The sequence below is a fragment of the Streptomyces parvus genome, from assembly GCF_032121415.1.
Lineage (GTDB): Bacteria > Actinomycetota > Actinomycetes > Streptomycetales > Streptomycetaceae > Streptomyces > Streptomyces globisporus_A.
Map to the genome: position 1 here is coordinate 3,946,710 of NZ_CP135079.1, position 20,695 is coordinate 3,967,404.

At 72.2% G+C, this 20,695-nt stretch carries 21 protein-coding genes and 1 pseudogene; 5 read left to right on the forward strand and 17 right to left on the reverse strand.

What is annotated here, in order from left to right; all coding sequences use genetic code 11:
- Nucleotides 1-62 precede the first annotated feature (62 nt).
- Nucleotides 63-617 (forward strand): GNAT family N-acetyltransferase, encoded by a 555-nt coding sequence (locus RNL97_RS18815; RefSeq protein WP_030591348.1) that lies wholly within the window; start codon nucleotides 63-65, stop codon nucleotides 615-617.
- Nucleotides 618-670: 53 nt separating this feature from the next.
- Here the strand turns inward: RNL97_RS18815 and RNL97_RS18820 are convergent, their stop codons facing one another.
- Nucleotides 671-1,135: a MarR family winged helix-turn-helix transcriptional regulator gene (locus tag RNL97_RS18820; RefSeq protein WP_030591351.1), complete on the reverse strand. Its 465-nt coding sequence runs from the start codon at nucleotides 1,133-1,135 to the stop codon at nucleotides 671-673.
- Between the two features lie 146 nt (nucleotides 1,136-1,281).
- Between RNL97_RS18820 and RNL97_RS18825 the strand changes: the two genes are divergently transcribed.
- From RNL97_RS18825 to RNL97_RS18835, 3 genes are read left to right on the forward strand one after another with little or no spacing between them, the layout of a single operon-like run.
- Entirely contained in the window at nucleotides 1,282-1,938 is a 657-nt protein-coding gene (locus RNL97_RS18825; RefSeq protein WP_030591354.1) for a hydrolase, read from the forward strand.
- Nucleotides 1,939-1,980: 42 nt separating this feature from the next.
- Nucleotides 1,981-2,703 carry a class I SAM-dependent methyltransferase gene (locus RNL97_RS18830; protein ID WP_243314710.1) on the forward strand — a complete coding sequence of 241 codons (723 nt, stop codon included), beginning with the start codon at nucleotides 1,981-1,983 and terminating at the stop codon, nucleotides 2,701-2,703.
- A gap of 26 nt (nucleotides 2,704-2,729) precedes the next feature.
- Nucleotides 2,730-3,143, forward strand: a complete 414-nt coding sequence (locus tag RNL97_RS18835; RefSeq protein ID WP_243314711.1) for a DUF4259 domain-containing protein — start codon at nucleotides 2,730-2,732, stop codon at nucleotides 3,141-3,143.
- Nucleotides 3,144-3,156: 13 nt separating this feature from the next.
- Here RNL97_RS18835 and RNL97_RS18840 read toward each other — a convergent pair.
- The 8 genes and pseudogenes from RNL97_RS18840 to RNL97_RS18875 all read right to left on the reverse strand — a co-directional run.
- Nucleotides 3,157-3,267: pseudogene (locus RNL97_RS18840) on the reverse strand (Uma2 family endonuclease); the annotation flags it as partial.
- A gap of 54 nt (nucleotides 3,268-3,321) precedes the next feature.
- Nucleotides 3,322-4,440: a phosphoserine transaminase gene (gene serC, locus RNL97_RS18845; protein WP_030591359.1), complete on the reverse strand. Its 1,119-nt coding sequence runs from the start codon at nucleotides 4,438-4,440 to the stop codon at nucleotides 3,322-3,324.
- Nucleotides 4,441-4,536: 96 nt separating this feature from the next.
- Nucleotides 4,537-5,766, reverse strand: coding sequence for a cytochrome P450 family protein (locus RNL97_RS18850; protein ID WP_030591361.1), 1,230 nt, complete (start codon nucleotides 5,764-5,766; stop codon nucleotides 4,537-4,539).
- Nucleotides 5,763-7,025, reverse strand: a complete 1,263-nt coding sequence (locus RNL97_RS18855; protein WP_030591363.1) for a cytochrome P450 — start codon at nucleotides 7,023-7,025, stop codon at nucleotides 5,763-5,765. The genes RNL97_RS18850 and RNL97_RS18855 overlap by 4 nt, the downstream gene beginning before the upstream one ends.
- Nucleotides 7,022-7,693, reverse strand: a complete 672-nt coding sequence (locus RNL97_RS18860; protein ID WP_030591365.1) for a GTP-binding protein — start codon at nucleotides 7,691-7,693, stop codon at nucleotides 7,022-7,024. Before RNL97_RS18860 ends, RNL97_RS18855 begins: the two co-directional genes overlap by 4 nt.
- On the reverse strand, nucleotides 7,674-8,045 hold the full coding sequence (locus RNL97_RS18865; protein WP_030591369.1) for a DUF742 domain-containing protein: 372 nt from the start codon (nucleotides 8,043-8,045) through the stop codon (nucleotides 7,674-7,676). The genes RNL97_RS18860 and RNL97_RS18865 overlap by 20 nt, the downstream gene beginning before the upstream one ends.
- Nucleotides 8,042-8,461, reverse strand: coding sequence for a roadblock/LC7 domain-containing protein (locus RNL97_RS18870; protein ID WP_030591372.1), 420 nt, complete (start codon nucleotides 8,459-8,461; stop codon nucleotides 8,042-8,044). Before RNL97_RS18870 ends, RNL97_RS18865 begins: the two co-directional genes overlap by 4 nt.
- Nucleotides 8,458-10,029 carry a sensor histidine kinase gene (locus RNL97_RS18875; protein ID WP_030591375.1) on the reverse strand — a complete coding sequence of 524 codons (1,572 nt, stop codon included), beginning with the start codon at nucleotides 10,027-10,029 and terminating at the stop codon, nucleotides 8,458-8,460. Before RNL97_RS18875 ends, RNL97_RS18870 begins: the two co-directional genes overlap by 4 nt.
- A 232-nt stretch (nucleotides 10,030-10,261) precedes the next feature.
- Between RNL97_RS18875 and RNL97_RS18880 the strand changes: the two genes are divergently transcribed.
- A complete protein-coding gene (locus tag RNL97_RS18880) occupies nucleotides 10,262-13,114 on the forward strand; it encodes an FAD-binding and (Fe-S)-binding domain-containing protein (protein WP_313750971.1) in 2,853 nt (950 codons plus the stop codon).
- 20 nt (nucleotides 13,115-13,134) lie between these two features.
- Here RNL97_RS18880 and RNL97_RS18885 read toward each other — a convergent pair whose 3' ends face one another.
- The 8 genes from RNL97_RS18885 to RNL97_RS18920 all read right to left on the reverse strand — a co-directional run bounded on the left by RNL97_RS18885 (nucleotide 13,135) and on the right by RNL97_RS18920 (nucleotide 20,580).
- Nucleotides 13,135-14,295 carry a prephenate dehydrogenase gene (locus RNL97_RS18885; protein WP_398867043.1) on the reverse strand — a complete coding sequence of 387 codons (1,161 nt, stop codon included), beginning with the start codon at nucleotides 14,293-14,295 and terminating at the stop codon, nucleotides 13,135-13,137.
- Nucleotides 14,295-14,675, reverse strand: coding sequence for a chorismate mutase (aroH, locus tag RNL97_RS18890; RefSeq protein WP_030591383.1), 381 nt, complete (start codon nucleotides 14,673-14,675; stop codon nucleotides 14,295-14,297). Before aroH ends, RNL97_RS18885 begins: the two co-directional genes overlap by 1 nt.
- Before the next feature lie 4 nt (nucleotides 14,676-14,679).
- Nucleotides 14,680-16,044 (reverse strand): class II 3-deoxy-7-phosphoheptulonate synthase, encoded by a 1,365-nt coding sequence (locus RNL97_RS18895; protein WP_030591386.1) that lies wholly within the window; start codon nucleotides 16,042-16,044, stop codon nucleotides 14,680-14,682.
- Nucleotides 16,045-16,104: 60 nt separating this feature from the next.
- Nucleotides 16,105-16,950, reverse strand: a complete 846-nt coding sequence (locus tag RNL97_RS18900) for a class II aldolase/adducin family protein (protein ID WP_078652164.1) — start codon at nucleotides 16,948-16,950, stop codon at nucleotides 16,105-16,107.
- A gap of 93 nt (nucleotides 16,951-17,043) precedes the next feature.
- Nucleotides 17,044-18,579 carry an FAD/NAD(P)-binding protein gene (locus RNL97_RS18905; RefSeq protein WP_243314713.1) on the reverse strand — a complete coding sequence of 512 codons (1,536 nt, stop codon included), beginning with the start codon at nucleotides 18,577-18,579 and terminating at the stop codon, nucleotides 17,044-17,046.
- A gap of 117 nt (nucleotides 18,580-18,696) precedes the next feature.
- Nucleotides 18,697-19,233 (reverse strand): flavin reductase family protein, encoded by a 537-nt coding sequence (locus RNL97_RS18910; RefSeq protein ID WP_050500188.1) that lies wholly within the window; start codon nucleotides 19,231-19,233, stop codon nucleotides 18,697-18,699.
- Nucleotides 19,234-19,504: 271 nt separating this feature from the next.
- Nucleotides 19,505-19,768 carry a LysR family transcriptional regulator gene (locus RNL97_RS18915; RefSeq protein WP_030591399.1) on the reverse strand — a complete coding sequence of 88 codons (264 nt, stop codon included), beginning with the start codon at nucleotides 19,766-19,768 and terminating at the stop codon, nucleotides 19,505-19,507.
- Between the two features lie 122 nt (nucleotides 19,769-19,890).
- Nucleotides 19,891-20,580, reverse strand: coding sequence for a ScbR family autoregulator-binding transcription factor (locus RNL97_RS18920; protein ID WP_050500189.1), 690 nt, complete (start codon nucleotides 20,578-20,580; stop codon nucleotides 19,891-19,893).
- Nucleotides 20,581-20,695 lie beyond the last annotated feature (115 nt).

Below are 20,695 nucleotides of genomic sequence, written 5' to 3' on the forward strand. Positions count from 1 at the left end.
GCGCCGGTGAGACGCGGAAGAGCGAGGTCGGGGCGGGCGCGGGGCGCGTAGGGTCGGGCCTCGTGCCGACGACCACCGCTCCGCTGCCCATCACCCCGCCGCCCTTCACCACCGCCCGCCTCGACGCGCTCCCCCTCGAACCGGCGTACGCCGAGGAGATGGAGGCCGTCCTGGCTGACCCGGCGCTGTACGCGTTCACCGGGGGCGAGCCGCCGGCCCCGGCTGCGCTGCGGGCCCGGTACGAGCGCCAGTGCGCCGGGTCGCCGGACCCGGGGGAGCGGTGGTGGAACTGGGTGCTCCGGGTCCGCGCGGCCGGGGAAGAAGCGGCCGGGGAACTCGCCGGATACGTCCAGGCGACCGTACGGGGATCGCGCGCGGAGATCGCCTGGGTCGTCGGAACGCCGTGGCAGGGCCGGGGTTACGCGAGCGAGGCCGCGCGGGGCCTGGCGGCGCACCTGGTCGCGGCCGGGGGCGTGCGGGAGCTCGTCGCCCACATCCACCCCGACCACGCCGCGTCCGCCGCGGTGGCGGTGGCGGCGGGCCTCGGCCCGACCGAGGAGTGGGAGGACGGCGAGCGGCGGTGGGCCGCCAGCGTGACGCTGCCCCCGATGCCGTAGGCGTGGGGGTCGCGGACGGGGAACGGGACGGGCCGCCGTCACCTTGGGTCCCGTCAGTCGGGCTGCTTCTCCAGGTGGGCGAGGACGCGGTTCGAGATCCGGGCCAGGGTGTCCAGCTCCTCCGGGGTGAGGGCGTCGATGAACAGTCGTCGGACATGCTCGACATGCACGGGCGCGGCCTCCTCGATCGCCTCGCGGCCGGCCGGTGTGGCGACGATGAACGCGCCGCGTCCGTCGTCGGGGCACTCCTCCTTGGCCACGAGGCCGCGCTTGGCCATCCTTGCCACCTGGTGGGACATGCGGCTCTTCTCCCACTCCACCAGCTTGGTGAGGTCCATGAAGCGCATGCGCCCGCCTGCCTCGGTGAGTTTGGCCAGCACGATGTAGTCGGCGGGGGACATGCGGGAGTCTGCCTGGACCCGGCGTGAGAGCCGTCCGATGAGCTTCTCCTGCATGCGGATGAAGCCGTCCCAGGCGGCCTGCTGCTCCGGGTTCAGCCAGCGAGGCGTCGCGTTCATGCGAGGAGCGTAGCGAGGCCGTCCCGCACGTCTCCATCGGAGGCCCGGCGTTCGCGGCAAGTCCCCCGCCCACGGCATTGGTTGACGCATCAACCGTCCACGCCTAGGGTGGATGACACGTCAACCATCTGGTGGAGGGGAATACCATGAGCGCCCAGAACAAGGCCGGACTCGACGCGCTGCTGACGCCCGAGGAGAGCGTCGTGGTGCTGATCGACCATCAGCCGTTCCAGTTCGCCAACCTGAACAGCCATGAGCCGACGATGGTCGTGAACAACGTCGTCGGCCTCGCCAAGGCCGCCAAGGCGTACGGTGTCCCGACCATCCTGACGACGGTGCTGGAGGAGCGCGGCGGCCTGCTGATCCAGGGCATCCAGGACGTGTTCCCGGAGCAGAAGCCGATCGACCGCACTCTCATCAACACCTGGCAGGACGAGCGCGTCGTCGACGCCGTGAAGGCGACCGGTCGCAAGAAGCTGATCCTCGCCGGGCTGTGGACGGAGATATGCCTGGCGATGCCGGCCATCCAGGCGGTGGGTGAGGGGTTCGAGGTCTACGCCGTCACCGACGCGTCCGGGGGCGTGTCGGCCGAAGCCCACGACATGGCGGTGCGCCGCATGGTCCAGGCGGGCGTCGTGCCGATCACCTGGCTGGCCGTGATGGGCGAGTGGCAGCGCGACTGGGCCCGCGAGGAGACGATTCCGGCCGCCGCCGAGGTGCAGGCCCAGCACGGCGGCGCTTCGGGTGTGGCCTTCGCCTGGGAGACGCAGCTCCTGGCCGGCCGCGACCGCAGCGCCGCCTGACGCCGGGACAGGATGCCTGACGAGGCCCTAGGGTGATGCGCCATGACCACCCCTGACCTGTCGCCCGACTTCCTGCTCGCCACCCGGACCTCGTACGACGCCATGGCCCCCGCCTACGTCGACTTCGCCCGCGGCGAGCTGGCTGCCAAGCCCTTGGAACGTGCGCTGCTGAGTACGTTCGCGGAACTGGTGGCGGCGGGCGGCGGCGGCCTCCCGGTGGCCGATGTGGGCTGCGGAACGGGCCGGGTGACCGACCATCTCCACGGACTCGGCCGGGGACTGGACGTGTTCGGGATCGACCTCTCCCCGCAGATGGTCGCGGTGGCGCGGCAGGAGCATCCTGGGCTGCGGTTCGAGGAGGGCTCCATGCTCGCCCTCGACCTGCCGGACGCGGCGCTGGGCGGGCTGCTCGCCTGGTACTCGACGATCCACGTCCCGGACGGGGAACTGCCGCGCGCCTTCGCGGAGTTCCACCGCGTACTGGCCCCGGGGGGCTACGTGCAGCTGGGCTTCCAGGTCGGGGACGAGCCGCTGCGGCTGACGGAGGCGTGGGGCCTGGAGGTCTCGCTCGTCTTCCACCGGCGGCAGCCGGAGAGGATCGCCGGACTGCTGCGGGAGGCGGGCCTGGAGGTGGTGTCCCGGGTGTGGCGGGAGCGGGAGACGGACGGGCCGTTCCCGGAGCGGGCGCCGCAGGGGTTCGTCCTCGCTCGCAGGCCCCTTGTCAGTGGCGGCTGTGAGGATGGGGACATCAGCGCAACGGACTGACCGGCACACGGATTGAGGGGGACCCCATGGGCGCCTGGGACATCGGCCACTTCGACAACGACACCGCGGCCGACTTCGGCGGCCGGGTCGACGACGCGGAGCCGGGAAAGAAGGCGGACGTGCTCCGGGACGTCCTGACCGCCGTCGCGGACGCGGGCCCCGAGGACTACGTGGACGGCGGGGAGGAGGCGGTGGCCGCCGCCGCGCTGGTCGCGGCCCAGTGCCCCGGCGGGGACCCCGTCACCACGTCGTACGGCCCGAAGAACCCCCTGCCGCCCCTCCCCGCCGATCTGCGCCCGCTGGCCGTCCGCGCCCTGGACCGCCTCACCGCGGAGAACGCGGAGCCGCTGGACCTGTGGGCGGACGCCGGGGCGGAGCAGGAGTGGCTGGCGGGGATAGCCGCGCTGCGCGCGGTGCTGGCGGCGGCTCCGGGCGAGTGACCTCGCGTAGACCTCAGCGTTTCGGGCTGCCCGCGCGCACGATCCCGTCGACGTCCAGGGAGACTTCGGCGCCGATGGATACGGGCAGCGGGGCCTGCCGGCCGGGGGCGTAGACCTCGTGGCGGCCCGGCACCCACGCGGGTGCCGGGCCGTCTCCGTACAGCGGTGAGCCGAAGCGCTACAGCTTCTCGATGACGTAGTCGACGCACGCCGTCAGGGCCTGCACGTCCGCCGGGTCGATCGCCGGGAACATCGCCACGCGCAGCTGGTTGCGGCCCAGCTTGCGGTACGGCTCGGTGTCCACGATGCCGTTGGCGCGCAGCACCTTGGCGACGGCCGCCGCGTCGATCTCGTCCGCGAAGTCGATCGTGCCGATGACCTGCGAGCGCTTCGCCGGGTCCGTGACGAACGGGGTGGCGTACTTCGACTCGTCGGCCCAGCCGTAGAGGTGGCCCGAGGACGCGGCCGTGCGGCCCGTCGTGAAGTCCAGGCCGCCCTGGGTGTTCATCCACTTCAGCTGCTCGTTCAGCAGGAAGAGGGTGGACAGCGCCGGGGTGTTGTACGTCTGGTTCTTCAGCGAGTTGTCGATCGCCGTCGGCAGCGAGAAGAACTCCGGGACGTGCCGGCCCGAGGCGTGGATCCGGGCCGCGCGCTCCAGCGCCGCCGGGGAGAAGACGCCGATCCACAGGCCGCCGTCGGAGGCGAAGGACTTCTGCGGGGCGAAGTAGTAGACGTCGGACTCGGTGATGTCGACCGGCAGGCCGCCCGCGCCCGACGTGGCGTCCACCAGGACGAGCGCACCCTCGTCGGCGCCCGCGACGCGCTTGACCGGCGCCGCGACACCCGTCGAGGTCTCGTTGTGGGTGAAGGCGTAGACGTCCACGCCCGCCTCGGCCCGCGGGTCCGGGTGGGTGCCCGGGTCGGAGGCGATGACGGTGGGGTCGGACAGCCAGGGCGCGAGCTTCGCGGCCTTGGCGAACTTCGACGAGAACTCGCCGAAGTTCAGGTGCTGGGACTTCGAGTCGATCAGACCGTGCGTCGCCACGTCCCAGAAGGCGGTGGAGCCGCCGTTGCCGAGGATGACCTCGTAGCCCTCGGGCAGGGAGAAGAGCGCGCGCACACCGTCCCGTACCTCGCCGACCAGGTTCTTGACCGGGGCCTGGCGGTGGGACGTACCGAGCAGGGAGGTGCCGGTGGCGGCCAGCGCGTCGAGCGCCTCCGTCCGCACCTTGGAAGGACCGGCGCCGAAGCGTCCGTCGGCGGGCTTGATGTCAGCGGGAATCTGGATGTCGGCCACGGGACGGAGCGTAGTCCCTCGGTGGCACGGCTTCGTAACCGTGTCCGTCCGATGAGACGTGCGCTCCGGCCCGTGGACGTCACCCGCGGCGAGCGGTCAGGCGTCGCCGCCGAACGGGCAGCCCAGCTTCACCGGCAGCTCGTACAGGTCGTTCTGCGTCACGATCGGCCTGTTGCGCAGTTCGGACGCCGGGACCGCCAGGTCCAGTTCCGGGAAGCGCTCGTAGAGGGCCGGGAGCGCGATGCCCGCCTCCAGGCGGGAGAGGGCCGCGCCGGGGCAGACGTGCGGGCCGTGGCCGAAGGCGATGTGGCGGTTCGGGGTGCGGGCGGCGTCGAAGTCGCCCGCCGTCGGGCCGTACTGCTCCTCGTCCCGGCCCAGCGCGCCGAACGAGATGATCAAGCCCTCGCCCTTCGGGAGGATCTTGTCGCCGACCTCGATGTCCTCCGTCGCGAAGCGGATCAGGACGTGCGAGGTCGGGGTGTTCCAGCGCAGCGTCTCCTCGATCACGCCCTCCCACCCGATCTCCCCGTTCAGCACCTTCCCGCGCTGCTCGGGGTGGGTCTGGAGCGCCTCGACCACGTTGACGATCAGGCTGATCGTGGTCTCGTGTCCGGCGGCGATGATCAGTTGCAGTGTGTTGACGATCTCCTCGTCGGTGAGGTGGTCACCGTTCTCCGAGGCCGCGATCAGGGCGCTGGTCAGGTCGTCGCCCGGGTTCGCCCGCTTGTCGTCGACGATCTTCGTGAAGAGGGCCCCGAGGTCCGCCATCATCTGCGGGACCTCATCCGGCGGGGTCTGCGTCGAGAAGAACTTCTCGAACAGCTCCTTCAGCCGCGGGTGGTCCGCCGCGTCCACGCCCATCAGCTCGCTGATCACGTTCATCGGCAGCGGGTAGGCGAACTCCGCCTTCAGGTCCACCGGCTCCCCGGCGGGCAGCGCGGCCAGCTTCTCCAGGCTCGCGTCGGTCAGGGCTTCGATGCCCGCCCGCAGCCGCTCCACCCTTTTCACCGTGAGCGCCTGCGCCACCAGCGTACGGAGACGGCGGTGGTCGGCCCCGTCGACCGTCAGCATCGAGCGGCCCGGGTTGGCCAGGCCGATCAGCGGCCAGTCCATCGGTATCTCGCCGCGCCGCCAGGCGTTCCAGACGTTGATGTCCTTGACCACCCGGCTGTCGGTGAGCAGCGCGCGGGCCTCCGCGTGGCGGGTGACCGCGTACACGTGTACACCGCCCGGCAGCTCCACCTCGGCCAGCGGGCCGGCGGCCCGCAGCGCGGCGCTCTCGCCGTCGAGGTCTCTGACGAAGGGGTCGAGAGCGATGCGGGTCATGCGGGGCCTCCGTGGCTTCCGGGTCTGCCGAGGGCAGGTGTGGGAGTGAAGAGCACCGGCAGGTCCGTCAGACCGCGCAGCCACGGCGACGGGCGGCGGGTGAGCTGCTCGGCGGGGACGGCGAGGTCCACGTCCGGCAGCCGGTCGAGCAGGACCTCGATACCGGTGCGGGCGATGACCTCGGCGGTCTCCTGGGCCGGGAACGGGCAGCGGTGCTCGCCGTGGCCGAAGGAGAGGAAGGCGTTGTTGCCGCCGGTCAGCGCCGATCCGTCGGTACGTACCTGCGGGTCGCCGTTGGCGGCGGCGAGGCCGAGGAGCAGCAGGTCGCCGGCGCGGATGTGGCGGCCGCCGAGGTGGGTGTCGCGGGCGGCCCAGCGGCCCGCCACGTTCTGCGTCGGGGTGTCCTCCCAGAGGACCTCGTTCATGGCCTCCGCGACGCTGTGCCGGCCGCCCGAGAGCGAGGCGGCGAACCGGTCGTCGGTGAGCATCAGGCGCAGCGAGTTGCCCATCCAGTCGGCGGTCGGCTGGTGGCCGGCGGCCATCATCACCATGAGGTCCTGGGCGACCTCCTCGTCGGTGAAGCCGCCGGGGTCGGCGAGCATCCGGGTGGCCACGTCGTCGCCGGGCTCGGCGTGCTTGTCCGCCAGGAGCTGGAACATCGACGCGCCCAGGTGCTGCTGTCCGGCGAGCGCCCGCTCCCGGCCGTCGATCATGTCGTTGAGCGCGCCGACCAGCGGGTGGGCCTCCTCGTCGGAGAAGCCGTAGATCCTGGCCAGGACCAGGGCGGGCAGCAGCTTGGCGTACTCCGCGATGATGTCGACCGAGCCCTTGGTGCAGAACCGGTCGATCAACTCGTCGGCGAACTCCTCCGCGTACCGCTTCAGCGAGAACGGGTCGACGCCCTCCAGCGCGTTGCTGATCATCATCGCCCGGACGCTGTGGCGCTCGCCGACCGTGTAGAGGATCGAGGGCTGCCTGCGCCCGATCATCGGCAGCAGCGGCCAGCCGTCGGGGATGTTGTCCCATTGGTTCCACAGCTCGGAGTCCCGGCTGAAGAGGACCGGGTCGCCGGTGACCTGGTGCAGTTCGCGGTAGCCGAGGACGAGCCAGGCGGGGACGTCGCCGTCGAGGACGACCGGGGCGATCGCCCCGTGGTCGCGCCGCAGGTCCCGGTAGAGCTGGACGGGGTCGCTCTGGAAGCGGGGCCCGGACAGCGGGACGGAGGTGTGGGTGACGGGGCAGCCGGAGGCAGTGGTCACGGGGCGGGCTCCGGGGTCGGGCCGGCCGCCGCCAGGGCCGCCGCGGGGGCGACCGCTTCGGCGGCCGTTGCGGGGGCGTGGAGGCGGGCGGCGGAGAGCGCGGCGAGGTGCTCGACGAGCGTGATCAGCACGTACTTGCTGGAGGACCGGTCACGCGCGTCGCACTCCACCAGCGGTACGTCCTCCGAGAGGTCCAGGGCCTCCCGGATCTGCTGCTCGCTGTGGAGCGGTCCGCCGAAGTCGTTGCACGCCACGATGAACGGCGTGCCGTGGTGCTCCAGGCGGTCGATGGCGTACCAGGAGTCGGCGAGGCGGCGGGTGTCGACGAGGACGACCGCGCCCAGCGTGCCGGCGAACAGCCGGTCCCACAGGAACCAGAAGCGCTCCTGGCCGGGCGCGCCGAAGAGGTACAGCACGGAGCGTTCGTCGAGCGTGATGCGGCCGAAGTCGAACGCCACCGTGGTGGACGTCTTGGCGTGGACGCCGGCGAGGTCGTCGACGGCCTCACCCGCGCGGGTCATGGTCTCCTCCGTGTTGAGCGGGCGGATCTCGCTCACGGATCGGACCATGGTGGTCTTGCCGACGCCGAAGCCGCCCACGACAACGATCTTGAGTCCGTTGTCGGCGGTGGAGCTCAGGGTGGCGCGGTCAGAGGTTGCGGAGTCCAACGAGCACCTGTTCCAGGATGTCGGGGTCGGGGAGCCGGTCCGCGACACGGGCTGTACGGGGGTGGCGGGCGCTGATCCGGCCGGTGTCGAGCAGGTCGCAGAGCAGGATGCGGACGATGCTGACCGGCAGTTTCAGGCTCGCGGCGATCTCGACGACGGCGGCGGGGCCCTGGCACATCCGCAGGATCGCGACGTGCTCGGACTGCATCCCCGGGGACGGGTCGCACTCGGCGACGACGAGCGTCACCAGGTCGAAGGCGGCGGAGTCGGAACGGCTGCGTCCCCCGGTGAGGGTGTACAGCCGGTCCGGATCGTCGTCGCGGCCCGGTCGGGGGCGGGGCGCCGTCGTCATACGGCCGGGGCCTGGGCGGGTTCGCGCGGCGGCGCGACGAGGTGCTCGCCGAGCTGCTCGACGAGCTCGCTCATGTTGTGGCCGACGAGGCCCACGTCGGAGTCCTCGTCGGCGACGACCGCCAGGTGGGCCCCGGCCCCCGCCTCGACGATGAACAGCACGCCGCCGTAGAACTCGGCCATCGCGGACCGTACGCCGCCGGTGCCGTCGCCGAACTCGATGGACGCGCCGTGCGAGAGGCTCTGGATCCCGGCGGAGATCGCGGCCAGCTGGTCGGCCTGGTCGACGGAGAGCTCGGGGGTGCGGCACAGCTTGAGGCCGTCGCGGGACAGGACGAGGGCGTGGCGGGTACCGGGGGTGCGGTCGAGCAGCCCCTCCAGCAGCCAGTTGAGCTTCTCGTCGGTGGTCGCGGTCATCGGGTGTTGCCTTCCGGGTGCGGGGAGTTGGCTCGTACCGCCTTGCTGAAGGTGCTGAAGCGCGTTGCCTGGACCTTCGGGTCGGTGGTACGGGCCCGGGGGGCGTCGGCTCCGCCGGGGGCGGCGTTGCCGGTACGGGCTTCGGCGGCGGCCAGCGTCCGGCCGCGGCGGCGCTTGGGCAGGCCGCTGTCGCCGAACTCGGGCACGCTGCCGGTGGACTCGGAGACCGGGTCCACCGAGGAGACCGGGGGCTCCGCTTCCGCCGCCGGGGTCGGGGGCGTGGAGGCGTCGTTCCCGGCGGGCGTCCGGGCCGCGCCGGCGGCGTCGGGGGCGTCCGCTCCGGCGGCCGAGGCGTGCGAGGGCTCGGGCTCGGCGGGGAGCCGAACGGCCGGGGCGGTGTCCGCGGCGGCCGCCGGGGGCGTCGGTGCGGTCGCCGTCGGTGCGGCCGCGCGGGAGATCAGCTCCTGAGGGAGCATCATCAGCGCGCCCGTGCCGCCGCGGGCGGACGGGCGGAAGGAGACGGTCAGGCCGTGCTTACGGGCCAGCCGGCCGACGACCGCGAGGCCGAGGCGGGTGCCGGAGAGGTTCGTGAGGTCCTGGTGGTCGGCGGAGACCGCCCGCTCCGCGCGGCGCAGCTGCACCTCGCTCATGACGAGCCCGCTGTCCTCGACGGTGATGACGATGCCCGCCGGGACCTCCTCCACGTACACATGCACCTCGGCGGTGGGCGGCGAGAAGTTGGCCGCGTTGTCGAGGAGTTCGGCGAGCGCGTGCATGACGCCCTCGGCCGCGTGGCCGGCGATGGCGACATCGCTGGTGGAGTGGAGGCGGACCCGCTGGTAGCTGCCGATCCGGCCCATCGCACCGCGCAGGATGGACTCCATGACGATCGGCTTCGCCCAGCGCCGGCCGGAACGGGCCCCGGTCAGCACGGCGATGGAGTCGGCGAGGCGGCCCGCCTGGGCGGTGCGGTGGTCCAGGTGGAGCAGGTCCCCGAGCACGGACTCGTCGGTGTGCCGGTGCTCCATCTCGCGGAGGTCGGCCAGCATGCTGGTGGACAGGGCCTGCATCCGGCCCGCCGCGTTGGCGCAGGCGGCGACGGCCGCGGAGCGCTCGGTCTCGGCGCGCGTGGCACGGGCCGCCAGCCGGTCGACGCTGACCTGGAGGCGGGCTTGTTCGGCGGCGGCGGCCGCGACGATCCGCTCGTTCTCGGCGCGGGCCTCGGCGACGAGCCGGGCGGTCTCGGCGGCGGCGGCGCCCTTGATCCGGGCGGTCTCCGCCGTGAAGCGCTGGGCCTCGACGGCGGAGGCGGAGACCAGGCGCGCGGTCTCGGAGGTGAACCGCTGGGCGTCGGCGGCCCCCTGGGCGCGCAGCGCCCGCGCGGTCCCCAGGGTGTGGACGGTGACGGCCACGCAGACGCTCAGCAGCACGGCGGCTGCGCCCGCGCCCCAGGCCAGCGGGGTCCGTACCGTGTCAGGGGCCGCGGCGACGGCCCACAGGGTCAGCGTGCCGGTTGCGGCTGCCGAGATCAGCAGGGCGAGTGCGGTGGGCCGGTGTGAGGGGCGCAATCGGAGTCCTCGGTGGCGGACGGTGCGGGGCGGCGGGGCGAATTTAGGACACTTCGTCACAGGTGTGGGCGATCCCGCGCAACTGGAACTGACAGTTCCTGCGCAAGTCTTGGTCACTATAGGAGACTTGACGGTCTGTTTGGGAAGATCTTGTGGGCTTTTTTGTGAGGCTTGTGTACTTTCATCCGTGCGCATCCCAAGAGTTCATCCGTACCGGCGGCATGCTGAGGGAATGGCCGAACAACATCGACCGCATACCGGACCGTCTTCCGCGGCCTCTCCGGTTTTCGTCGCCGCGCTCCGCTCCGCCGTGCGCGGCGCGAGCGACTTCGGCCCCACGGCACGGGCGTTGACGACGATGGACGCGTCCAACTACCGCCGCGTCCCCCTCGGCGTGCTCGCCCCGCGCGACGCGGAGGACATCGCCGCCGCGCTGACGGTCTGCCAGGAGCACCGGGTGCCGGTCGTCCCGCGCGGCGGCGGCACGTCCATCGCCGGACAGGCCACCGGCACCGGCCTCGTCCTCGACCTCACCCGCCATCTGCGGGCGATCCTCGACCTGGACCCCGCCGCCCGCACCGCCGTCGTCCAGCCCGGGGTGATCCTGGACGACCTGCGGGCCGCCGCCGCACCGCACGGTCTGACCTTCGGCCCCGACCCGTCCACCCACGGCCGCTGCACCCTCGGCGGGATGATCGGCAACAACTCCTGCGGCGCGCACTCGGTTGCCTGGGGCACGACGGCGGACAACGTGCGGGGGCTGTCGGTCGTCCGGTACGGGGGGCAGGCGCTGCGCCTGGAACAGGGGAGCGGCGCGGGCCCGGCGGGCGTCGACGCCCTCGTCGCCTCCCACCTCGCCCTCCTGCGCACCGGCTACCCCGACCTCCCGCGCCGCATCTCCGGGTACGCGCTCGACGCCCTGCTCCCCGAACACCCCGGAGGCCCGGACCCGGTCCGGGCGTTCTGCGGCAGCGAAGGCACCCTCGGCGTCGTCACCGAGGCCACCGTGCGCCTGGTCGAAGCGCCGCGCGCCCGCGCCCTGGCCGTCCTCGGGTACGCCGACGAGTCCGCCGCGGCCGAGGCCGCCCCGGGCCTCCTCCCGTACGGCCCGCTCACCGTCGAGGGCATGGCCGCCGATCTCGTCGCCGAACCGTCGGGACTGCTGCCGCGCGGGGCCGCCTGGCTCTTCGTCGAGACCGGCGGTGCGACCCCGGCCGAGGCCCGCGCCCACGCCGAACGCGTCCTGCGGGCGGCCGACGCGGTGGACGGGGCCGTCGTCACCGATCCGGCAGGGCAGCGGGCCCTGTGGCGGATCCGCGAGGACGCCGCCGGGACCGCGACCCGGATGCCCGACGGGAGTGAGGCCTGGCCGGGCTGGGAGGACTGCGCGGTCCCGCCCGCCCGGCTCGGGGCCTACCTCCGCGACTTCCGCGCCCTCCTCGCCGAACACGGCCTGCGCGGCACCCCGTACGGCCACTTCGGCGACGGCTGCATCCACGTCCGCATCGACTTCGACCTGATGACCGACGCCGGGGTGGCCCGCTTCCGCCGGTTCTCCGAGGAGACCGCCGACCTGGTCGTCGCCCACGGCGGCTCCCTCAGCGGTGAGCACGGCGACGGGCAGGCGCGCGCGGAGCTGCTGCCCCGGATGTACGGGGACGACCTCGTCGCCCTCTTCGGCCGGTTCAAGGACCTGTGGGACCCGGACGGCGGCCTGAACCCGGGGATGCTGGCCCGCCCGGACCGCCTCGACGAGAACCTCCGCTTCTCCGTCCTCCCGAGGCGCCCGGTGGACGTGGAGTTCGGCTATCCGCAGGACGGCGGGGACTTCGCGGGCGCGGTCCGCCGCTGTGTCGGTGTCGCCAAGTGCCGTACGACCGAGGCGAGTGGCGCGGGCGTCATGTGCCCGTCCTTCCGCGCGACCGGAGAGGAGGCCCACTCGACCCGGGGCCGGGCCCGGCTCCTCCACGAGATGCTGGCGGGCGAGGTCATCACGGACGGCTGGCGCAGCACGGAGGTCCGGGACGCGCTCGATCTCTGCCTCTCCTGCAAGGGCTGCCGCAGCGACTGCCCGGTGGGCGTCGACATGGCGACGTACAAGGCGGAGTTCCTGCACCACCACTACCGGGGGCGCCTCCGGCCCGCCGCCCACTACGCGATGGGCCGCCTGCCGCAGTGGCTGCGTCTCGCGCGCCCCTTCGCCCGTCCGATCAACGCCCTGGCCCGGCTGCGCCCGCTCGCCGCGCTCGCGAAGCGGCTGGCGGGGATCGCGCCCGAGCGCACGATCCCGGTGCTGGCGACCCGGACGTACAGCCGGTGGCTGCGCGCCCGGCAGGGCACGGGGACACGCGTCCTGTCCACGGACCGGGTGGTGCGCCTGTGGGCGGACACCTTTACCGAGCATCTGTCCCCGCAGGTCGGCCGGGCGGCGGTGCGGGTGCTGGAGGAGGCGACGGGGCGTACGGTGCTGCCGCCGCCGCGCGGGGTGTGCTGCGGCCTCACGTACGTGTCGACCGGGCAGCTCGACGCGGCCCGCAGGGTGATGCGCCGCACCCTGGACCGGCTGGGCCTCCTCCCCGGCCAACCGCTCGTCGTCCTGGAGCCGAGCTGCGCCGCGACCCTCCGCACCGACCTGCCCGAACTCCTCGCCGACGACCCGCGCGCCGCCGAAGTGGCCGCGGCCGTTCGCACGTTCGCCCAGTACCTGGAGGAGTACGCCCCCGACTGGACACCGCCCCGCCTGGACCGCCCGGCCGCCGGCCAGACCCACTGCCACCAGCACGCGGTCCTCGGCGACGCGGCGGAACGGCGGCTGCGCGAACGGCTGGGCCTGACCGGTGAACTGAGCGGCGGCTGCTGCGGGCTCGCCGGGAACTTCGGCTTCGAGAAGGGGCACGGGGAGGTGTCCGCCGCCTGCGCGGAGGAGCGGCTGCTCCCCGCCGTGCGGGAGATGGCACCGGGGACGGAACTCCTCGCGGACGGCTTCTCCTGCCGGACGCAGCTCGACCAGCTGGCCGGACGCAGGGCCCGGCACCTCGCGGAGGTGATCGCGGAAGAGCTGGAAGGCGCCCGGCCCCCTTCGTGACGGGGACCGGGCGCCCTTCCTCAGACGGTGGCGGCCGGAGCCGCTTCGGCCAGGAGCCGCCCCAAAGGCGCGGGGCGCCCCTGCGTGGCCGGCGCCGACCCCTGCTGGACCCGCCAGCCGTACTCGATGAGCCGCTGCTCCATGCGGACCGTCGAACCGGTGTCGACCAGCAGCTCGACCAGGCCGCTGCGGTCCTCGGGCGAGTGGTCGATCGTCACCTCCTCGACGTTGATGCCCAGGTCCGCGACGGTGGCCAACAGGGAGGCCAGCTCACCCGGTTGGTCGCCGATGAGGACGCGGACCAGCGCCCCGCCCCGGAGCGGTGCGCCGTGCTTCGCCGGTACCCGCTTGCGCCCCTCGCAGCCCCGGCTCAGCAGATCGGCGACATGCATCATTCCCTCGGCCCGGACGTCCGTACTGTCGGTGGCCAGCCCGCGCAGGGCCGTCACCGCCACGCTCAGGTCGTCCGCCAGCTCCGCCAGCACATCGGCCACCGCCGCGGCGTTGGCGTCCAGGATGTCGCCCCACAGGTTGGGGTCGCCGCCGGCGATGCGGATCACGTCCCGCAGCCCCTGCCCGGCCAGCCGGGTCGCGTCGTCGGGCATGTGCTGGAGCCGTGCGGCCATCAGTGCCGCGACGACATGCGGGGTGTGGGAGACGAGGGCCACGGCCCGGTCGTGGGCCTCACCGTCCATGACCACGGGGACGGCCCCGCACAGGGCGATCACCTCCAGGGCCCGGTTCAGGGTCTGGGTCGTCGTGTCCGGGGTCGGGGTGAGCACCCAGGACCGCCCCTCGAACAGGGCGGCCGTCGCGGCGAGCGGTCCCGACAGTTCCCGTCCCGCCATCGGGTGGCCGCCGATGTAGGAGGACGGATCGCCCAGCGCGGCCACGTCCCCCACCGGCCCCGACTTGACGCTGGCCACGTCCATGTAGGAGTGCGCGAGCCCCTTCGACTGCTGAACGGCCAGCACCTCCCCCACACTCCCCGGCGGCACCGCCAGCAGGGCGATGTCCACGGGGGCGGCGGGACGGCCCACCGTTCCGGCGCCCAGTGAGGCCGCCGTCCGCGCCGCCGACTCGTCCAGGTCGAGCAGATGCACCCGCACCCCCTTCGCCGCGAGGGCCAGGGCCACCGAGGTACCGATGAGACCCGTTCCCACCACCGCTGCCGTGCTGATCATTCGCTGCCTCCGGGGCGTGCTGCCTGGTCGGGGCGCAGAACGGCCGCGCCGTCGAGATACACATGGTGGATGTCACGCTTGGGCAGGTCCGTCTCGGCGTGCGCCAGGATGCGGACGACGCGCGGCAGCGCACCGGGCACATCCAGTTCCTGGGCGCACATGAGCGGGGTGTCTGCCATGCCCGCCTCGCGGGCGGCGGCCGCCGGGAACGCCGAGCGCAGATCCGGGGTCGCCGTGAAGAGGACGCTGATGAGGTCGTCGTGCCGCACCCCGTTGGCGTCCAGCATCTCCTTCAGGAGCCGCTTGGTGCCGTCGACGACGGCGTTCTCGGAGTCTTCGCGCAGCTGGACCGCGCCGCGCAGACCGCGTACCGCCATGCCGTCACCCCGCCCCGTGGCCGCGGTCGCGGAGCAGCTCCGCCGTCTCGAAGGCGAGGTCCAGCGCCTGGTGCCGGTTCAGACGCGGGTCGCACGCCGACTCGTAGCGACGGGCCAGGTCGTCCACGTCGACGGCCGCGCCGCCGCCCACGCACTCGGTGACGTCCTCGCCGGTCAGCTCGATGTGAATGCCCCCGGGATGGGTGCCCAGCGCGTGGTGCACGTCGAAGAACCCCCGGACCTCGGCCAGGATGTCGTCGAACCTGCGGGTCTTGAGGCCGCTGGGCGCGGTGAAGGTGTTGCCGTGCATCGGGTCGCAGACCCAGGCGACCTGGGCGCCCGAGGCGGTGACCTTCTCCACCAGCGGCGGCAGCAGGTCGCGTACCCGGTCCGCGCCCATGCGCGTGATGAAGGAGAGACGGCCCGGCTCACGGCGGGGATCGAGCTTCTCGATCAGCGCCAGGGCCTCGTCGGCCGTTGCGGCGGGCCCCAGTTTGACCGCGATCGGGTTGCGTACCCGCGCCGCGAACTCCACGTGTGCCCCGTCGAGTTGGCGTGTGCGCTCGCCGATCCAGATCAGATGGCTGGAGACGTCGTAGTCATGGCCGCTGAGCGAGTCGCGCCGGGTGAGCGCCTCCTCGTAGTCGAGGATCAGGGCCTCGTGGCTGGTGAAGAAGTCCACATCGCCGAACTCGTCCGGCCTCACGCCGCAGGCCCGCAGGAACGCCATGGCCCGGTCGATCTCGCCGGCCAGCCGTTCATAGCGCTCACCGGCCGGTGACGCGGAGACGAAGTCCTGGTTCCAGGTGTGCACCTGGTGCAGCCCGGCGTAACCGCCCTTGGTGAAGGCGCGGACGAGGTTCAGCGTGGCGGCGGACGCCTGGTACATGCGCCGCAGCCGGTCCGGATCGGGGGTGCGGGCCTCGGCGGTGAACTCCAGGCCGTTGACCGCGTCGCCCCGGTAGACGGGCAGCTCGACCTCTCCGCGCCGTTCGGTGGGCTGGGAACGGGGCTTGGAGTACTGCCCCGCCATGCGCCCCACCTTGACCACCGGGACGGAGGTCGCGTACGTGAGGACGGCCGCCATCTGGAGCAGCGTCTTCACCTTGTCGCGTATCCGGTCGGCCGTCACCCCGTCGAAGGTTTCGGCGCAGTCGCCGCCCTGGAGGAGGAACGCCTCACCGCGGGCGACGGCGCCGAGCTGGGCGCGTAACCGGTCGCACTCGCCCGCGAAGACGAGCGGAGGGAGGCCGGCGAGGTCCGCCAGCACCCGGTCCAGCGCCTGCTGGTCCGGCCACGGCGGCTGCTGCGCGGCGGGCAGGCCCCGCCAGGTGGCGGGGGAGGTCGGAAGTTCCGGTCGGTGAGTCATGTGCCTTTCCCCTGTCGGGAGTCGCTGTCGAACCGGGTGGTGGTGCCTGCCGGGCCCCGTCTACTCCTCCAGCAGGTCGGGCTGCTCGGCGACGATCTCGTCCCAGAGCAGCTGGAAGCTGAACCAGCCCAGCTGCTCGTCGCCGAAACCCGCACCGGCGGCGGTCGCCTGCTCGTGGGTGAACATCTCCGGGGTACCGGCGGCGCGGGCCAGCAACTGGACCTGGGCGCAGCTGTCGTAGGTGAAGAACCAGTGCACCGCCTCGTCCAGCGAGCCGCCCACCGTGATCAGCCCGTGGTGGCGCAGCAGGATGGCACGGTTGTCGCCCAGCTTCTCGGCGATGTCGCGGCCCTGCTCCAGGGAGACGGACGGCCCCTCGTACGCGTCGTACAGCGTCTGGCGTCCGTAGAAGGCGGCCGATTCCTGGTCGATGGGGTCGAGGAGACGGCCGATCGCGCCCAAGGCGCGGGAGTGCGCCGTGTGACCGTGGGCCGCGGCCGTGGCGCCCGGGTGCAGTTCGTGGATCTGGGAGTGGATCACGAAGGCGCTCGGGTTGACCCGGTGCTTGCCGTGGACGACGCGGCCCTGGGAGTCGACGCAGATGAGGTCGGCCACCCGGACGTGCTTGAACGAGACGCCGAACGGGTTCACCCAGAACTGGTCCGGGTACTCCGGGTCACGCACCGATATGTGGCCCGATATGCCCTCGCCGAAGCCGTATTTGCCGAACAGCCGCAGGGCGGCGGCCAGGCGCTGCTTGCGGTGGCGCCGGGCCTCCTCGAAGGTGGCGAAGTCGGGCTCTCCCGGGATCGGCAGGCCGGTCGCCGTGTCGGCGAGGTAGTCGGCGGGACCCGTCGCGGCGGAAGTGGTCCCGTGCGGGTGGGTGAGGGGCGAAACCGTGATCATGGCGACTCCGTTATCAAAGGAGGGCAGGAAGGGAAGGGGGAGCGGGAGGAAGGCAGGAGCAGGAGGAGCGCGGAGGGCGCGGACGGGCCCGGCTCAGGCCGGCAGCAGCGACTCGGCGGTGTGGCTCGCCGTCCGCGCGGAGGCGTGCTCCAGGATGGCGTCCACGATGTCCACACCGCGGTCGACCAGCGACTGGACACCGAAGGTGAAGAAGAGCGAGCCCGCCGCGATGGTGCCCAGTCCGTAGAGCCGCGGGTCCGAGGCGCCGTCCGTCGTCAACTGGCTCGTGGCGCGAAGGACATGCAGCCCGCCGTGCGGGTGGAGGCTCGCGGCACGGTCGCCGATCAGGGTGTTCACGAGCGGTGCGGCGCCCTGCGGTATGCGGCCCTCGGAGGCGCTGACCGCGTTGATCACGCGGTCCGTCCGCAGGACCGTTCCGTCCAGCAGGCTCAGGGTGAGGCCGCCGCCGCGTCCCGCGGCGGCGGAGTCGAGACCGGACCGGATGTCCAGACGGCCCTCGTCGATCAGACCGAGCAGCACCGCGGCGCTGCTCGGCGGCATCGGGCAGCACAGGCTCATGACGGTCCGGTAGTGCAGGCGCAGCACCTCGGCCCGGTCCTGTTCCCCGAGCACCGGCCAGACGTCGGGCCCGATCTCGGGGACCGCCCGCTGGAGAATGCGCAGGCCCAGGTCGGAGGCGTTCACGGCGGCGAACTGCCGCCTCAGACGGTCGGCCGGCGGCTCCCCGTCGAGGGAGGCCAGCTCGGCGTGGAGCGCCGGCATGTCCACCCCGGCCTCGTGCAGTTCCCGCTGGACGACCGCGGTGAACTCCTGAACGGAGATCTCCCGTCGGCTCCGGGCCAGGGCGCGCATGCGTTCCTGCGTCAGATGGCGCAGCTCGAAGTGGGCCTCGCGCTGCCGGACACCGGGGAGCACCCCGCGCCGGGACACCAGGCTGATCGGTCCCCGGTGCCCCTGGGCCGCCAGGGAGAGGACGATGTCGACGGCGGTGAGACCGCTGCCGATCACCGCGACCCGCTCCGCGGCGCCGATCGTGCGCAGGTTCTGCGAGACGGGATACGGGTCCGCGATGAAGCCCGGGGAGCCCGCCAGGCCGTACACGTCCTTGGGCCCGTCACCGCCGACGCACAGGACGACGTAGTCGAAGGAGCTCGTCATGCCCCGCCCGGTGCTCACCACGACCTGGTCCTCGGTGCGCCGCGCCGACGTGACGGAGTCGCCGACGAGGTCGACGCGCCAGCCCTGCCTGCGGAGTTCGGCCAGACCGGCGTACGCCGTCTGTTCCAGGTACTCGCCGTAGACCGTGCGCGGGGCGAACCGCGCTCCGGAGAAGGGGTCCAGGCCGTAACTCTCGCCGAGCATGCGCTCACGGGCGCCCAGCCAGCGGATGAAGTGGTGCGGATCGCCTGCCCGTACGGACATGTCGTCGGGAGTGGCGTTGACCTTGATGGTCTCGCTGTCGACCTGGTAGGCGCGCCCCCGCCAGAGGTTCGGCGACGGCTCGAAAACCGTCAGGCTGCCTGGGCCGCCTTTGGCCATGACCAGGGCGTCGATGAGGCAGACAGCGGATGCGCCGCCTCCGACAACACCTATCGAGATTGCGGACATATGTCAGTCACCTATCGATGCGGGGTGGCGGGGGAGGGCGGGTCATGTGACTCCGTCGGCCCTCGCAGCACCCTTTTCTGGATTGCTGCCGGACCCTGTGCGAAGAAGTCGACCCGGTCAGACCTGTTCGCGTTCGAAGCGGTGAAATCCGCCGTGCAGGAATACCAGGGGCGAGCGGGTGCTGTCGGCGCCCAGGCCCACGACCTCACCGATGACCAGGACATGGTCGCCGGTGACGACGTGCTGGTGGTATCGGCATTCCAGCCAGGCCGCGCCGTCCAGGACGACCGCCCCGGTCGCGGACCCCGGCTCGGTGGGCAGGCTCCGCAGTGACCTCCGGCGCTCGTCCTCGGGGCGGGCGAAGATCCTGGCGAGGTCCTCACCGCCGTCGTCGAGGACGGACACGGCCCACACACCTGACTCCATCAGTTCGTCGAGGAATGTGGATTCCAGTCGGATGCTGATGGAAATGAGGGGTGGGCTCAGCGAGAGAGAGGTGAGGGAATTGACCGTGAGTGCGTTGTGTATACGGCCGGACGGTGCGTCGGTGAATGTGCTCACCACGCAGACTCCGGTGGCAAAATTACGCATGACCGAACGGAGTTCGTTTTGAATGGTGATGACTGGCCGGCTGGTGGCGGATACCTCGCCCATGATGTGTCCTCTCCAGGAAATCGGCGATACGCCGCCCGTCCGAAAGGGAGGGCCGGTGCGATGTCGATGACACTACCGAGTTCCGGCCCGCATCAATTGCTGGAGAACGCACCGTCAATTGCGCTTGCGCGCGCGGCCGGTGGAGCGCGGACAGCCGTCCGCCCGCCCCGGTGAGCGGGGCGGGCGGACGGCTGTGCGGGATGATGGCGTGGAGGCGGCCGGAGAGGCGCCGAGCCGGCCCGGAGGCCGGCGGATCGGTGCCGGCGGGCCCCTACACGGGGGAACGGGCGACGTGCCGGTGTGCCGACTCGGCGAGACTGAGCATCGCGTTCGCGTAGGGCAGCAGCCTGACACCCGCGTCGGTCAGGACGATGCCCCGGCTCCCGCGCTCGAAGAGGGGTGCCCCCAGGAAGTCCTCCAGGTTCTGGATCTGCGACGTCACGGTGGACTGCGCGTAGTGCAGGTTCCTGGCTGCTTTGGTGAAGCTGTGCACGCCCGCGACCTCGCAGAACGTACGTAACTGGTGCAGGTTCACGACGACCGTCTCCCGTCCGAGATCCCTGGTGCCAAGAAAACCAGCATGCACGTTTTTTGGGCATAGGCCAAGCGGGCTTTCTGTCCGTGGACAGTCCTGACCACGTGTCGGACCGCCATGGATCAGAGCGTCTCCGTGAGCCCCGGGGGCGCGGGGCGCAGGGCCTTGGTGCCGACGCCGGCCTCGGCCAGGACCCGCTCTCCGCGGTCCGTGGCGATGTCCAGCCTGGCCAGCACGGCGGGCACGGCGATGGTAGGCAGCAGATGCGCGAGGAGGGCGGCGACGCGGACGGTCAGATCCCGGCGGCCGGTGAGGATGTGCGAGAGGATCTGGGCGCCCGAGAAGGACGAGACCATCAGCTCGGCGACCTCTGCCGTATCGACGTGCGAGTACAGCTCGCCGTGGTCGTTCGCCTCGGTCAGCGCCCGCTGGTTGTGGTCGATCCAGGCGACGAACGGCCTTTTGCGGTCCAGTTGGTGGGCGCCGGACTCCAGGGAGAGGTTGACGCTGCCCTGGAGCATGCTGTCGTGCATGAGCCGGTGGGCGAAGACGAACCCCGCGTCGACCAGCTCCTGGAGCTTCACCTGACGCGGCAGGATCGGGTACCCCTGACGGTCGACCTGTATGGAGAGGACCTCCTCCGCCAGGTCCTTCTTCGAGGAGAAGTGGAAGTAGAAGGCCCCTTTGGTCAGCCCGGCCCGGGAGTAGACGTCGGACACGGTGGCCCCGTCGTAACCCCGTTCGGCGAAGACCGCGCCTGCCGCTTCGAGGATCGCGTCCTTGGTCTTCCTCGCCCGTTCCTGTTGTGCCATGCCGCTGTCCTTTCGTCCGGCAACAACGCCCCCGGTTTGCCGCTCCTTGGTGCCTTGTGTCATGAAGACCATACCGCCATGCACGTATCTTTAGTATCCTGGGCGGGGGACCTCG